A 13,693-nucleotide genomic window follows, 5' to 3' on the forward strand; every position below is an offset into this window, starting at 1 on the left:
ACACCACGCCGCCTTGACTGGCCGCATGACTCGAACCCCACTATCAGCGCGGACGTCGACTCGCCGTTTGCGCTGGCTGCTGGTCGCGTCCCTGGTCGCCGTCACCGCAGGGATCACGGCGACCCTCGGCCACCTGACCCAAGGCTCCACGGCCTCCGCCGCCACGACCGGCCCGGCACCCGCCGTCCACTCGGCCCCCGCCGCGTCCTTGACGCGCTCGGCGGCAGCGGCCGCGCCCTCACGTCCTCCTGGCAGCGACCGCCGAAGTGCGGTCGGGGTGGCCGACGGCGTCGTCCGCCACGGCGTGACCGTGTTCGATGACGCGGTCCCCGCTGTGGCCAACCTCGACCCGGACCTGCTCAAGGCCCTGCGCCGGGCCGCCAGGGAAGCCGCGGACGACGGCGTCGAGCTCTCCGTCAACAGCGGCTGGCGTTCCGCGGCGTACCAGGAGCAGCTGCTCGACGAGGCGGTCTCGAAGTACGGCTCTCGCAAGGAGGCCGCCCGCTGGGTGGCCACCGCCAACACGTCCGCGCACGTCTCCGGGGAAGCGGTCGACATCGGGCCCAGCAGTGCCGCGACGTGGCTGGCCAGACACGGCGCCGGGTACGGGCTGTGCCCGATCTACCGCAACGAGCCCTGGCACTACGAGCTGCGCCCCGCCGCGATCAACGGTGGCTGCCCGCGTCGGTACGCCGACCCCACCCAGGACCCGAGGATGCAGCAGTGACCCAGGTGGACGCACCCCGGACGCCAGCCAAGGCGCGGACCAGCGGGGCCGGCGGGGCCGGCCCGGGGCCCGGCGCCTGGAGGCGAGGCCGGCCGCTGGCGGCCCTGTCGCTGCTGCTCGCGCTGTTCATGGCGCTGCACGCTCAGGTCCCCAACCGGATAGGGAACGTCGGGAGCCTGTTGGAGACGTTCCTCCCGTGGTTCGGGCTGGTCATCCCGCTCCTGCTGGTGGCCGCAGCCTGGCGCCGCTCCGCCTCCGCGGCGATCGCGCTGCTCCTGCCGATCGCGGTGTGGCTCAACCTCTTCGGCGGCCTGATGATCGACAAGTCACATCCAGGCAGCGATCTCACGGTGGTCAGCCACAACGTCGGAGCCGACAACCCCGACCCGGTCGGCACCGCGCGTGACCTGGCCGCCGCCGGCGCCGACGTCCTCGCGCTCGAGGAGCTGACCCCGCAGGCCACCGGCGCGTACGAGCAGGAGCTGGCGAAGACCTACCGGTACCACACGGTGCAGGGCACCGTCGGGCTGTGGAGCAGGCTGCCACTGTCGGACACCCGGCCGGTCACCATCGGGATGGATTCAAGCCGCGCGCTGCGCACCACGGTGACGACGCGTCACGGGCTGCTGGCGGTGTACGTGGCCCACCTGGGCTCCGTCAGGGTGTTCCCCCGCAACGGGTTCTGGACCGCCCAGCGGGACGCGGGCGTCCGCACGCTCGGCGCGGCCCTCGCCGCCGAGCGGAACGAGCGGGTGGTGCTCCTCGGCGACCTGAACGGCACCCTGGACGATCGCGCCTTCGCTGACCTCACCTCGCGCCTGCGCTCGGCCCAGGACGCGGCCGGCGACGGCTTCGGCTTCAGCTGGCCCGCGACGTCCCCCGTGGCCCGGATCGACCACATCCTGGTCCGCGGCGTCGAGCCGGACAGGTCGTGGGTGCTGCCCGCCACCGGAAGCGACCACCGGCCGGTCGCGGCCGGCATCAGCTGGTGAGCGGCGCCACCGAGATGCCGGCGACCGGACCCCGTCAGGATCGGTCGACCATGGCCTGCATGGCTGCCGGGTAGCGGTCCCCTTGCACGGTGACGGTGTCGGAGGCCCCCGTCAGCTCGGCGAGGTCCTCCGGGGCGAGGTCGAGATCGGCGGCGGCGAGGTTCTCGTCGAGACGCTCGAGACGTCGCGTACCGGGGATGGGCACGATCCACGGCTTCTGGGCCAGCAGCCACGCCAGGGCGACCTGCCCGGGGGTGGCGTTCAGCCGGGCAGCGATGGCGGTGACCTTGTCCACGAGGTCGAGGTTGTTGGCGAGCGCCTCGGGTGTGAACCGCGGCAACGTCGCGCGGATGTCGCCCTCGCCGAAGGTCGTCTCACGGGTGACCTGCCCCGTGAGCAGGCCTCGGCCGAGGGGGCTGAACGGGACGAACCCGATGCCGAGCTCCTCGACCGTGTCCAGCACCGACTCCTCGGGCTCGCGCCAGAACAGGGAGTACTCGCTCTGCAGTGCCGTGACGGGCTGGACGGCGTGGGCGCGACGGATCGTGGTGGGCCCAGCCTCGGACAGGCCGAAGTGGCGGACCTTGCCGGCGCTGATGAGCTCCTTGACCGTGCCGGCGACGTCCTCGATGGGCACCTCAGGATCGACCCGGTGCTGGTAGAGCAGGTCGATGACGTCGGTGCGCAGACGTCGCAACGAACCGTCGACGGCGGCGCGGATGTTCTCGGGCCGGCTGCTGACCCCGCTCTGCTGGCCGTCCGCGTCGAACGCGAAACCGAACTTCGTCGCGATGGCGACCTGGTCGCGAACCGGCTCGAGGGCCTCCCCGACGATGTCCTCGTTCGCGTACGGCCCGTAGACCTCGGCTGTGTCGAAGAGCGTGATGCCGTGTTCGACCGCATCGCGCAGGAAGGCCACCATGGCCGGGCGCTCCGGCGAGGGACCGAAGCTCTGGCTGATGCCCATGCACCCCAGACCGATGGGCGACACGGTGAGTCCGTTGGCAAGAGTTCGATTGACCATGGGTCGACCTTACGCTCAGGGGCATCAGCCTCCGGCCACGGACGGCAGCACGTGCAGCACGGAGCCGTTGCGCAGCACCGTGCGCGGTCCCTGCAACGCGCGGACGTCGTCACCGTCGACGAACAGGTTCACGTGCCGGCGCAGGGCACCGGTCTCGTCCCGCAGGCGGCGTCCGAGCGCCGGCCACTCCTGGGCCATCACGGCGACGGCACCGGTGACGTCGCAGTCGTCCGGCAGCGTCAGCCGCAGCTCGTCCGCTCCCCCGGCGTGCTCGCGCAGCACCCCGGGCAGCAGCACGTCGACCTGCATGGTCAGCCCGTCACTGCCACTCACGCCTCGACCACGACAGCGGCCCGCACGCACAGCACGTCCGGCAGGTTCTCGGCGACCGTGGTGAAGGTGCGACCCTCGTCGGCGCTGGCGTAGACGCTGCCGGCCCGGGTGCCCACGTAGACGCCCACGGGGTCCAGCTCGTCCACGCAGGCCGCGTCGCGCAGCGGCGTCACCCAGCAGTCGTCGGGTAGCCCGGCCTCGCTCGGGGTCCAGCTGCGCCCGCCGTCCCGGGTGCGCTGCACCCGCAGCTGCCCCTGCGGCGGTACGCGTTCGCCGTCCGCGACGAGCGGCACGACCCAGGCCGAGTCGGCGTCCCTGGGATGTCCTAGGGCGACGAAGCCGAAGTCGGCCGGCAGCCCCTCGGCGATGGACGTCCAGCTGCCACCGCCGTCGTCCGAGCGGTACACGCCGTGGTGGTTCTGCGCGTACATGCGCAGCCCGTCGGTCCCGGCCGGGGCGACCTTGTGCACGCACTGGCCGAACTCCGGGTACGGGTCCGGCATGTGCGAGACCTTGATCCCGACGTTGTGCGGGTGCCAGGTGTCGCCGCCGTCCGTCGTCGAGTAGACGCCGCCGGTGCTCATCGCGACGACGACGTTGCTGTCGTCGGTGGGGTGCGGGACGACGGTGTGCACGGCTGCGCCGCCGAATCCCGGCCACCACTGGGGCCGGTGCGGGTGGTCCCACAGCCCGGTCACCAGCGAGAAGCTGCGCCCGCCGTCCGCGCTGCGCCACAACGAGGTCGGCTCGCAGCCTGCCCACACCACGCCCGGGCGGGCCGCGGTGTCCGGGTGGATCTGCCAGACCCGTTCGAGGGAGGCGTCGCCGCCCTCGGGGAACACGATCGCGCCGCCCTCGTGCTCCGTCCAGGTCTGCCCGAAGTCCTCGCTCTGCTGCACGGTCGGACCCCAGTGCTCCGAGCGGGCGCCGACGAGCAGCCGCGTCGTCCCCTCCCGGGTGTCGATCGCCACCGAGGGCACCTCGGTGGCCAGCAGCAGCGGGCCGTCCACCTTCCAGCTCTCGCGGTCGTCGCTGCGGGCGAGCCACAGCCCCTTGCGCGTTCCGATCGCCACCACCACCGAGGTCTCCATGCCACTCATGACCGCGATCCTCCTCCGAACTCATCGCCGTACCGCCCCGCAACCACGATGCCGCGCAGCGGCTCCCCCGTCGAGAGCCGGCCGAGCTGGTCCGCGAGCATGCGGCACGCGCGCGGCGGGAAGGCACTGGTGGCGCCGCCCACGTGCGGGCTGATCAGGACGCCGGGCGCCGACCACAGCGGGTGACCGTCCGGCAGGGGCTCGGGGTCCGTCACGTCCAGCCCCGCGGTGAGCCGCCCGGTACGCAGCTCGGCGAGCAGCGCGTCCGTGTCGACGACCGCCCCGCGCGCCACGTTCACCAGCACCGCGTCGTCCGGCAGGGCCGCGAGGAACTGCGCGTCGACCAGGCCCCGGGTGGCGTCGTCCAGCGGCACCGTGAGCACGACGACGTCGTGCTCCGGCAGCAGCCGGGCCAGCTCGTCGACGCCGTGCACGTGCTCGACGCCGAGCGCGGACTCCTCGGGGCGGGGGGTGCGAGCCCGCGACGCCACCGCAGTGACCTGCGCCTCGAACGCCAGCAGGCGGCTCGCCACCGCCCGCCCGACACCGCCGAAGCCGACCACCAGCACCCGCCGGTCGGCCAGCGAACGCCGTCGCTGCGGACGCCACCGGCCGGCGTCGGCGGCCCGCACGAAGTCGGGCAGGCCGCGCAGCACGGCGGCCGCGAGGGTGACGGCGAGCTCGGCGGTGGACGTGTCGTGCACGCCGACGGCGTTCGCCAGCGCCACGCCGTCCGGCAGCATCGGCTGCACGGACTCGTACCCCGCCGTGAGGGTCTGCACCAGCTTGAGGTGGGGCAGACCGGCGAACAGGTCGCCCCAGTCGCCGGTGTCCATGTAGGGCGGGACGACGACGGAGATCTCGTCCGGCCGCTCGGGCGGACCGGTCAGATCCCACAGGCGCACGCGCACGCCGTCCGGCGGCGCACCCAACCCGTCCACGAACATCTGCTCCGGCAGTGTCACGACCCACGGCTCATCCACCTGCCTCACGCTAGACGAGCGCGACGACGGCGCACGCGCAAGACTGGTCCATGCGCTCCGCAGCCCCTGTCGCCCTCGGTGCCGCGCTGCTGCTTGCCGCCTGTTCCTCCGCCGACGGCGGCGCGACCGCGACCCCCTCGGCCGGCTCACCCAGCGCGACGACCGCCAGCGGCTCCACGTCCAGCACCTCCACCTCGACGTCCTCGACGTCCTCGACGTCCACACCGTCCGCCGGACCCGCGACGGAGGTGGCAGCGGCGAAGGTCGTGGCCACCGACCTGGACGTGCCCTGGGCGATCGCCCGGCTGGACGACGGCTCGCACCTCGTGAGCCTGCGCGAGCAGGCGAAGGTCGTCCTGGTCACCGGTGACGGCCACGTCACCGACGTGCCGGCAACCGGACCCGGCGGGCGGGTGCCGGGCGTGCGACCCGACGGCGAGGGCGGTCTGCTGGGGATCACCTTCCGCCCCGGCGACCAGGGCACGCTGTACGCCTACCTGACGGCGCCGGACGACAACCGGGTCGTCTCGATGCCCTACTCCGGCGGGCGGTTGGGTCGGCCGACGGTGCTGGTGTCCGGCATCCCGAAGGCGTCGAACCACAACGGCGGCCGGCTGGCGTTCGGGCCGGACGGGATGCTCTACGTCACCACCGGGGACGGCGGCCAGACCTCCCGGGCGCAGGACAAGAGCAGTCTCGGCGGCAAGATCCTGCGCGTCACGCCGACCGGTGCGGCGGCGCCGGGCAACCCGTTCGGCACTCGAGTCTGGTCGTACGGCCACCGCAACGTGCAAGGCATCGGCTGGGACGACGAGGGCCGGATGTACGCCAGCGAGTTCGGTCAGGACACCTGGGACGAGCTCAACCGCATCCTGCCGGGGCGCGACTACGGGTGGCCGGACGTCGAGGGCATGGGGACCGCGGCGGACGTCGCCCGCGGTTTCACCCGCCCCCTCGCCGTCTGGCGCACCGACGACGCGTCGCCCAGCGGGATCGCGGTGGGTCGCGGCGCCGTGTGGCTGGCCGCCCTGCGCGGGCAGCGACTGTGGCGGGTGCCGCTGGCCGCCGACGGGAGCGTCGGGCGCCCCGTGGCCCTGCTCGCCGGTCGCTACGGGCGGTTGCGTGCGGCGTCGTTCGACCCCGACGGTTCACTGCTTGTGCTGACCAGCAACCGCTCGCGCGGCGACCCCACCGCGGACGACGACCGCCTCGTCCGGCTCACGCTGCGCTGATCCCGCTGCTCAGCGATCGACGAGCAACGACTGGCCGTACCGCGCGCCGTACACCCGGCCCGCCGTGTCGCCGTAGCTGGTCGCGGAGGTGCCGACGTTGACAGGGGTGAGCACGGTGATGCCGCCGGCGTGAGCGGCTGACCCGACGCCCTCCCCCGGCACCCCGACCACGAGGCGGGTCGGACCGGGATCGTCCTCGGCACCCGAGTCCTGAGTAGCCAGGGAGGCTCCGACCAGGTCGCCGGTCTCGGCGGCGCCGCCCAGCCCACCGGAACCCTGGACGTACACCCGCTCACACGTGCTCCGACCCGGGGCGCGGTCCTGCACCACGGTGACACTGCCCGCGTCGCGCGTCGAGCCGACGTCCTCGCCCGGGGAACCAACCGCGACCGTCTCCCCCGAGCACCAACCCCCGTACAGGGCAGCGAGGGATGCCCCGAACTGGTCCCCGGCCTCCACCGTCCCCGGGATGCCCGCGCTGTCCTGCGTGATGGTGGTGACCAGCCGGGACGGGTTGTCGATCGAGATGTCAGCGAACGCCTGGACCATGCCCGCCGCGGCCGCGCGGCCCACCGCCTCTCCAGGGCTACCCACGACGAAGGCGCTGCCCGTCCAGGTCAGCGCCGCACCGAAACGGTCACCCGACTCCGCGAGACCGGGCGTGTGCTCGTAGCCCTGGGCCAACTGGTGGGCCGCCTCGATCCGCGCCGTACCGGGCGACACCTGCAGCAGGGTCACCACACCCGCGCTCCTGGCTGCGCCCGTGGCCTCGTCCGGTGCTCCGACCGCCAGCCCGTTCACACCGTTCACGGCCAACGTCGCACCGAAGTGGTCCCCCACCTCGGCCACGCCCGGGACGCCGGCCGTGTCCTGCGTGATCGAGCCGAGGTAGCTCGCGGCACCGCCCCCCGGCACCAGGTAGTGGTCGACGGCGCCAGCGCCGGCCTTGCCGGACACCGTCCGGTCAGGAGCACCGACGAACAGGTCCATCCCGAGGTCCGAGCGCGTTGCCGCGAGAGCAGAGCCGAACCGCTCCCCCGCGGATCGACCGACGAGTCGCTGGGCGCTCGCTGCCTGAAGTCCGTTGGCACCGCCCTCGGCCAGCACCACCGCACCACGGCCCCCGCCGGAACCGGGCGCCGCGATCGCCAGGTCGGCGCAGAAGTCCTGGTCCATCCAGATCCGGGCCACGTGGGCACCGAACTCGTCACCGCGGACGGCCGGCATCCCGGCGAACGACGCCGGGCCGACGCGTTGGGTCCCGGCGTGCGAGAGCCGCAGGTCCACGGCGCCCGCGCTGATCCCGTCGACGACGCCGCTCGGTACACCCACCACGACGTCGGGCACGACGTCGCCGTCGACGTCGGGAGTCCCGTACCGGTGGGCGTCCTGCGAGCAGGAGCTCTGCAGGGCCGCCTGCGCGGGGACCGCCGACGCCAGGACGGCAGACGGCAGCACGGCGGCCAGGACCGCCAGGAGGAGAGTCGCGTTGAACTGCTTGTACGCCAGGTGCCCGAGCTGCATCTGACGAACCTAGGCCGTCGCGATGGTCTCGCGGGCCTGGATCGCGGTGATGGCGTCGGGCAGCTGGTCCAGCGGGACCGCCGCGCTGTAGAGCCAGCCCTGGCCCAGGCACTGTCCGAAGCCCCGCACGATGTCGTGCATCTCCTGGGTCTCGATGCCCTCGGCGACGACCTGCATGGGCAGCGAGCGCCCGAGCTCGACGACGGCGCGGAGCACGGACAGCGACCGCGGGTCCTCGGCGATCGACCGGGTGAGCACCTGGTCGACCTTCAGGATGGACGCCGGCAGCCGGCTCAGGTAGTTCAGCGACGAGTAGCCGCTGCCGAAGTCGTCGATCGCGACCTCGATGCCCCGTCGCCGCAGGCGCTGCAGGTTGCGCAGGCCCACACCGTCGTCCGAGACGAACAGCGACTCGGTCACCTCGATGACCAGCCGCTGCGGCGCCAGGCCGTGCCGGGCGACGAGCACCGCGACGTGGTCGGCAAACGCGGCCGCCCGCAGCTGGATCGGCGAGACGTTCACCGCGACCCGCAGGTCCGGGTACTGCTCGGACAGGCCCCGCACGTCTCCGACCGCGCGGTTCAGCACGTAGGAACCGAGCTCGCCGATCAGCGCCGACCGCTCGGCGACCGCGATGAACTCGTCAGGTCCGACCCGGCCGAGCACGGGGTCCGTCCAACGGGCCAGCGCCTCGACGCTGACGACCCGACCGGTGTCCAGCGCGAGGATGGGCTGGTAGTGCACGTCGAGATCACCCTTGGCCAGGGCGATGCGCAGGCGGCGCTCGACGTCCAGGCCGCGCCGGTGGCGGGCGGCCACCGGGCCGTCGTAGCTCTCGACGCGGTCCCGACCGGACTCCTTCGCGGCGTGCAGCGCGACCCCGGACTCCAGGATCGCCAGCGCCGCCCGCTCTGCCGGGTCGCGGGGCCGCACCGCGTCGTGCGCCGACTCGTCGTCGTCCTGCGACCAGCGGGCCACCCCGACGCTCGCGGACACCCCGGCGACGTCGGCCTCGGGCAGCGACTCGGTCGCCCGGCGGACCCCGGCCAGCAGCGCCTCGGCGACGGCCGTGCTGCATTCCTGCTCGCCGGGCACCAGGACGACGAACTCGTCGCCGCCGACCCGGTACGCCTCGGCGTTGCCGGGCATGGCGTCGCGGATACGTTCGGCGACCGCGACCAGCAGCTGGTCACCGAGGCCGTGGCCGAGCAGGTCGTTGACCTCCTTGAAGCCGTCCAGGTCCAGGGTCAGGACGGCGCCGGCCGGCTCCGCGGCGAGGCGGGCCAGACCGGCCTGCATGGCGCGACGGTTGCCGAGGCCGGTGAGCGGGTCGTGCATGGCCTGGTCCGTCAGCACACCGAGCAGCCGACCCCGCTGGATCCCGCCGTACAGCTCACGCAGGGCGTACGCGGCGACCACCAGGATCGACAGGGAGACGGTCACCGGGTCGATGGTGGGCCGGATGGCGATGTGCACCAGGGCACCGACCAGGGCGGTGAAGCCGACGAGCGTGGTCGCGACCGCGACCCGGGTCTCCGAGCTGCGGCCGTCGTCGTCGCTCATCGCCGGACGGAACGTGATGAAGCCCTCGCCGATGAGTGGCCAGGCCAGGCACCACAGTGCCGCGGCGACCACGGGCCACGCGTGACCCTGCACGGCCTGGAGCATGGTGAACTGGTCCGCCGCGACGTAGAGCACGAAGCCGACGAGGACCAGACCGAGCCCGAGGTCCAGGTCGCGCAGCCAGCCGAGGAGCAGCAGGGCGCACAGGTAGGCCTCGACCAGCACGGTCACCAGGCCGATGTACGCGTCGACGCCGAAGCCGTCGGTGGCCAGCACCGGGTAGAGGGTCACCCGCCAGAGCAGCATCGCTGTCGCGCTGCTGAGCAGCAGGGCGTCGGCGAGCATCCTCAGCCAGTGCGTGCGCAGGGACGTGGGTCGCATCGCGAGCACCAGGCCGCTGACGGCGAGGGGCGCAGCGACCAGGGAGAGCTTGTCGCCGGCCGTCGGGTAGTGCGGCGTTCCGGTCGACGAGGCGTAGCCGATCAGGAACTGGCCGGCCGCCCAGACCATCATGGCGGCGCCGATCAGCACCGCGGCCAGGCGCAGCAGGCGGTTTCCCCGACCCGCCTTCAGGCAGACGACGGCGCCGACCACGGCGGCGACGACCCCCGAGAAGACCGCCCCGAGCGTGACGACCACCCCGCGGTCGACGGGGGTCAGGGCCAGCCCGAGGAGCAGCAGGGCGAAGGCGAGTCCGGACCCGAGCATGACGGCACGGCGAAGCCGCACCCTCATCCCCTGCTTGCTCACCCTCTTGCTATCGGCCTGTCGGGCCCTGATCTGAATCGGAGATCGGCCCGGTCTCGATCTCGGGCCCGGGTCGGCCGGGCCGCTCGGGCGGTCGGCCGGTCAGCTGAGCCGTTCCAGGACGAGCTCGCGGACGCGCCCGGCATCCGCCTGGCCGCGCATCTCCTTCATCACGGCGCCGATCAGCGCGCCGGCGGCGGCCACCTTGCCGTCCCGGATCTTCTGCGCGACGTCCGGGTTGGCCTCGATCGCGCGGTCGACGGCGGCACCCAGCGCCCCGTCGTCCGAGACGACCTCGAGGCCGCGAGCACTCACCACCTGCTCGGGCGACCCCTCGCCGGCGAGCACGCCCTCGAGCACCTGACGGGCGATCGTGTCGTTGATCCGCCCCGCCTCGACGAGCGCGGCCAGCTCGGCGACGTCCGCCGGGGTGACCGGCAGGGCCCCGAGCTCGACGCCGTCGGCGTTCGCCCGCCGGGCCAGCTCGCCGGACCACCACTTGCGGGCCGCGGACGGCGCCGCCCCCTCGGCCACGGTGGCCTCGACCAGCTCGGTGGCCGACGCGTTCACCAGGTCGCGCATCTCCAGGTCGGTGAAGCCCCAGTCCTGCTGCAGCCGCTTGCGGCGCTCGGCCGGCGGCTCGGGCAGCGTGCCACGCAGCCGCTCGACCCAGTCGGCGTCCGGCGCGACCGGCACCAGGTCGGGCTCGGGGAAGTACCGGTAGTCCTCGGCGTCGGACTTCTCCCGCCCGGACGTGGTGACGCCGTCGTTCTCCTGCCAGTGGCGCGTCTCCTGGACGATCCGCTCACCGGCGAGCAACCGGGCACCCTGCCGGGTGATCTCGTACCGGACGGCGCGCTCGACGCTGCGCAGCGAGTTCACGTTCTTGGTCTCGGTGCGGGTGCCCAGTGGCACGGAGTCCTGGGCGGAGGGGTCCTGCGCCTTGGGCCGCAGGGAGACGTTCGCGTCGCAGCGCAGCGAGCCCTGCTCCATCCGGACGTCGCTGACGTCCAGGGCCCGCAGCAGGTCGCGCAGGGCCGCCACGTAGGCGCGGGCGACCTCGGGCGCGCGCTCCCCCGTACCCGCCAGCGGCTTGGTGACGATCTCGATGAGCGGGATACCCGCCCGGTTGTAGTCGACCAGGGAGTAGTCCGCGCCGTGGATGCGCCCGGTGGAGCCGCCGACGTGCAGCGACTTGCCGGTGTCCTCCTCCATGTGGGCGCGCTCGATCTGCACGCGGTAGGTGGAGCCGTCGTCCAGCTCGACGTCGAGGTAGCCGTTGGTGGCGATCGGCTCGTCGTACTGCGAGGTCTGGAAGTTCTTCGGCATGTCCGGGTAGAAGTAGTTCTTCCGGGCGAACCGGCCCCACGGGGTGATGTCGCAGTGCAGCGCCAGACCGATCCGGATCGCCGACTCCACCGCGGACGCGTTCACCACCGGGAGGGCGCCGGGAAGGCCGAGGCACACCGGACAGACCTGGGTGTTCGGCTCGGCTCCGAACGCGGTGCCGCACCCGCAGAACATCTTCGTGCGGGTGGACAGCTCCACGTGCACCTCGAGACCCAGCACGGGGTCGAACTGCTCGAGCACCTCGTCGTAGTCCAGGACGTCCTCGACCCGGGCGTTCGCGTGAGTGGTCATGCCAGCACCTCCAGCTCGGGGGCCTGGGCGAGCAGGGGGCCGCCCCAGCGCTCGGTGAGCAGCGCCTCCAACGCGGCGCCCACGCCGTACAGCCGCTCGTCCTTGGTCGCCGGGGCGAGCAGCTGGACGCCGACGGGCAGGCCGTTCTCGGGCGCCAGCCCCACCGGCAGCGACATGCCGGGCACCCCCGCCAGGTTCGCCGGGATGGTCGCCACGTCGTTCAGGTACATCGCCAGCGGGTCGTCGAGCTTCTCGCCGAGCTTGAACGCCGTGGTGGGCGCGGTCGGCGAGATGAGCACGTCGGCCTGCTGGAACGCGGCCTCGAAGTCGCGCGCGATCAGCGTGCGCACCTTCTGCGCCTGGCCGTAGTAGGCGTCGTAGTAGCCGCTGGACAGGGCATAGGTGCCCAGGATGATGCGGCGCTTGGCCTCGTCGCCGAAGCCGGCATCGCGAGTGGCCGCCATGACCTGCTCGGCCGTGGGCGCGTCCACGCCCTCGGGCAGCACCCGCAGGCCGTACCGCATGGCGTCGAACTTGGCGAGGTTGCTGCTCGCCTCGCTCGGCAGGATCAGGTAGTACGCGGCGAGCGCGTACTCGAAGTGCGGGCAGGAGACCTCGACGACCTCGGCGCCCGCGTCGGTGAGCAGGGCCACCGCCTCGTCGAACCGCTGGCGGACGCCGGCCTGGTAGCCCTCGCCACCCAGCTCACGGATCACGCCGACCTTGACGCCCTTGACGTCAGCTCGACGGGCCCACTCGACGGCGGACGGCGCCGGCGCGTCGATGCTGGTGGAGTCGCGCGGGTCGTGCCCGCCGATCACCTCGTGCAGCAGTGCGGCGTCCAGCACCGTACGGGTGCACGGGCCGGCCTGGTCCAGGCTGCTCGCCAGCGCGATCAACCCGTAGCGGGACACCCCGCCGTACGTCGGCTTGACCCCGACGGTGCCGGTCACGGCGGCCGGCTGGCGGATCGAGCCGCCCGTGTCGGTGCCGATCGCGAGCGGCGCCTCGAACGCGGCCACCGCGGCGGCCGAGCCACCGCCCGATCCACCGGGGATGCGGCTGAGGTCCCACGGGTTGTGCGTCGGGCCGAACGCGGAGTGCTCGGTGGAGCTACCCATCGCGAACTCGTCCATGTTGGTCTTGCCGAGGACGACCAGTCCGGCGGCCTTCAGCCGCTCGACGAGGGTCGCGTCGTACGGCGGGACCCAGCCCTCGAGCAGCCGGGAGCCGGCCGTCGTGGGCAGACCTCGGGTGGCGACGACGTCCTTGACCGCGACCGGGACGCCGGCCAGCGGGTGCAGCTGGTCCCCCGCCGCGCGGCGCTCGTCGACCCCACGGGCGAAGGCCAGCGCCTCGTCGTGCGCGACGTGCAGGAACGCGTGCACCGCGCCGTCCACGCCGTCGATCCGCTCCAGGTGCGCCCTCGTCACCTCGACCGCGCTGACCTCGCCGGCGCCCAGCGCCTGCGCCAGCTCGCTCGCGGTGCGCCGGGTCAGGTCGCCGTCCACGCCCGCCATCAGTCCTCCTCCAGGATCCGCGGGACCCGGAACCGGCCCAGCTCGCTGTCCGGCGCGCCGGACAGCGCGTCCTGCGGCGTCAGGCTCGGCACGGGCTCGTCCGGCCGGGTCACGTTGGTCAGCGGCAGCGGGTGCGACATCGGCGGGACGTCGTCCGCGGCGACCTCGCCGACCCGGGCGACCGAGTCCAGGATCACGCCGAGCTCACCGACCAAGCGGTCGAGCTCGACGTCCGTGGCCTCGATGCGGGCCAGCCTGGCCAGGTGCGCGACGTCCTCGCGGGACAGTGGTTCGGACATGGCCGCCA

The 13,693-nt window shown here is 73.2% G+C and carries 13 protein-coding genes; 3 read left to right on the forward strand and 10 right to left on the reverse strand.

From position 1 onward, the window contains the following. Window positions 1–25 precede the first annotated feature (25 nt). Together ABEB17_RS01040 and ABEB17_RS01045 are read left to right on the forward strand one after the other, a co-directional pair. On the forward strand, window positions 26–727 hold the full coding sequence (locus ABEB17_RS01040; protein ID WP_345714691.1) for a M15 family metallopeptidase: 702 nt from the start codon (window positions 26–28) through the stop codon (window positions 725–727). 95 nt (window positions 728–822) lie between these two features. After that, on the forward strand, window positions 823–1,719 hold the full coding sequence (locus tag ABEB17_RS01045; protein ID WP_345715762.1) for an endonuclease/exonuclease/phosphatase family protein: 897 nt from the start codon (window positions 823–825) through the stop codon (window positions 1,717–1,719). A 34-nt stretch (window positions 1,720–1,753) separates the two neighbouring features. Here the strand turns inward: ABEB17_RS01045 and ABEB17_RS01050 are convergent, their stop codons facing one another. From ABEB17_RS01050 to ABEB17_RS01070, 5 genes are read right to left on the reverse strand one after another with little or no spacing between them, the layout of a single operon-like run. Continuing rightward, window positions 1,754–2,743 (reverse strand): aldo/keto reductase, encoded by a 990-nt coding sequence (locus ABEB17_RS01050; RefSeq protein ID WP_345714692.1) that lies wholly within the window; start codon window positions 2,741–2,743, stop codon window positions 1,754–1,756. Between the two features lie 24 nt (window positions 2,744–2,767). Then, the gene (locus tag ABEB17_RS01055; protein WP_345714693.1) at window positions 2,768–3,076 is read right to left on the reverse strand and encodes a MoaD/ThiS family protein; all 309 of its coding nucleotides are present in this window, start codon (window positions 3,074–3,076) and stop codon (window positions 2,768–2,770) included. Next, on the reverse strand, window positions 3,073–4,176 hold the full coding sequence (locus ABEB17_RS01060; RefSeq protein WP_345714694.1) for a WD40/YVTN/BNR-like repeat-containing protein: 1,104 nt from the start codon (window positions 4,174–4,176) through the stop codon (window positions 3,073–3,075). The genes ABEB17_RS01055 and ABEB17_RS01060 overlap by 4 nt, the downstream gene beginning before the upstream one ends. Then, window positions 4,173–5,159, reverse strand: coding sequence for a 2-hydroxyacid dehydrogenase (locus tag ABEB17_RS01065; protein ID WP_345714695.1), 987 nt, complete (start codon window positions 5,157–5,159; stop codon window positions 4,173–4,175). The genes ABEB17_RS01060 and ABEB17_RS01065 overlap by 4 nt, the downstream gene beginning before the upstream one ends. 10 nt (window positions 5,160–5,169) lie before the next feature. Next, window positions 5,170–5,433 carry a hypothetical protein gene (locus tag ABEB17_RS01070; protein WP_345714696.1) on the reverse strand — a complete coding sequence of 88 codons (264 nt, stop codon included), beginning with the start codon at window positions 5,431–5,433 and terminating at the stop codon, window positions 5,170–5,172. Between ABEB17_RS01070 and ABEB17_RS01075 the strand changes: the two genes are divergently transcribed. Then, on the forward strand, window positions 5,426–6,391 hold the full coding sequence (locus ABEB17_RS01075) for a PQQ-dependent sugar dehydrogenase (RefSeq protein ID WP_345714697.1): 966 nt from the start codon (window positions 5,426–5,428) through the stop codon (window positions 6,389–6,391). The two genes, ABEB17_RS01070 and ABEB17_RS01075, sit on opposite strands and share 8 nt — an antisense overlap. Window positions 6,392–6,400: 9 nt before the next feature. Here the strand turns inward: ABEB17_RS01075 and ABEB17_RS01080 are convergent, their stop codons facing one another. From ABEB17_RS01080 to gatC, 5 genes are all read right to left on the reverse strand, one after another. Then, window positions 6,401–7,915, reverse strand: a complete 1,515-nt coding sequence (locus tag ABEB17_RS01080; RefSeq protein ID WP_345714698.1) for a hypothetical protein — start codon at window positions 7,913–7,915, stop codon at window positions 6,401–6,403. A 9-nt stretch (window positions 7,916–7,924) separates the two neighbouring features. After that, a complete protein-coding gene (locus tag ABEB17_RS01085) occupies window positions 7,925–10,186 on the reverse strand; it encodes a putative bifunctional diguanylate cyclase/phosphodiesterase (protein ID WP_345714699.1) in 2,262 nt (753 codons plus the stop codon). Between the two features lie 141 nt (window positions 10,187–10,327). Further along, window positions 10,328–11,866, reverse strand: a complete 1,539-nt coding sequence (gene gatB / locus ABEB17_RS01090) for an Asp-tRNA(Asn)/Glu-tRNA(Gln) amidotransferase subunit GatB (protein WP_345714701.1) — start codon at window positions 11,864–11,866, stop codon at window positions 10,328–10,330. Beyond that, window positions 11,863–13,386, reverse strand: coding sequence for an Asp-tRNA(Asn)/Glu-tRNA(Gln) amidotransferase subunit GatA (gene gatA / locus ABEB17_RS01095; RefSeq protein WP_345714702.1), 1,524 nt, complete (start codon window positions 13,384–13,386; stop codon window positions 11,863–11,865). Before gatA ends, gatB begins: the two co-directional genes overlap by 4 nt. Beyond that, window positions 13,386–13,685, reverse strand: coding sequence for an Asp-tRNA(Asn)/Glu-tRNA(Gln) amidotransferase subunit GatC (gatC, locus tag ABEB17_RS01100; protein ID WP_345714703.1), 300 nt, complete (start codon window positions 13,683–13,685; stop codon window positions 13,386–13,388). Before gatC ends, gatA begins: the two co-directional genes overlap by 1 nt. Window positions 13,686–13,693: the final 8 nt, after the last annotated feature.

This window comes from Angustibacter luteus, assembly GCF_039541115.1.
GTDB lineage: Bacteria > Actinomycetota > Actinomycetes > Actinomycetales > Angustibacteraceae > Angustibacter > Angustibacter luteus.

Coding starts and splice junctions, on each gene's coding strand:
- gatB (WP_345714701.1), bottom strand. CDS start 11,866: ATGACCACTCACGCGAACGCCCGGGTCGAGGACGTCCTGGACTACGAC.
- gatA (WP_345714702.1), bottom strand. CDS start 13,386: ATGGCGGGCGTGGACGGCGACCTGACCCGGCGCACCGCGAGCGAGCTG.
- ABEB17_RS01080 (WP_345714698.1), bottom strand. CDS start 7,915: ATGCAGCTCGGGCACCTGGCGTACAAGCAGTTCAACGCGACTCTCCTC.
- gatC (WP_345714703.1), bottom strand. CDS start 13,685: ATGTCCGAACCACTGTCCCGCGAGGACGTCGCGCACCTGGCCAGGCTG.
- ABEB17_RS01085 (WP_345714699.1), bottom strand. CDS start 10,186: ATGCTCGGGTCCGGACTCGCCTTCGCCCTGCTGCTCCTCGGGCTGGCC.
- ABEB17_RS01040 (WP_345714691.1), top strand. CDS start 26: ATGACTCGAACCCCACTATCAGCGCGGACGTCGACTCGCCGTTTGCGC.
- ABEB17_RS01060 (WP_345714694.1), bottom strand. CDS start 4,176: ATGAGTGGCATGGAGACCTCGGTGGTGGTGGCGATCGGAACGCGCAAG.
- ABEB17_RS01050 (WP_345714692.1), bottom strand. CDS start 2,743: ATGGTCAATCGAACTCTTGCCAACGGACTCACCGTGTCGCCCATCGGT.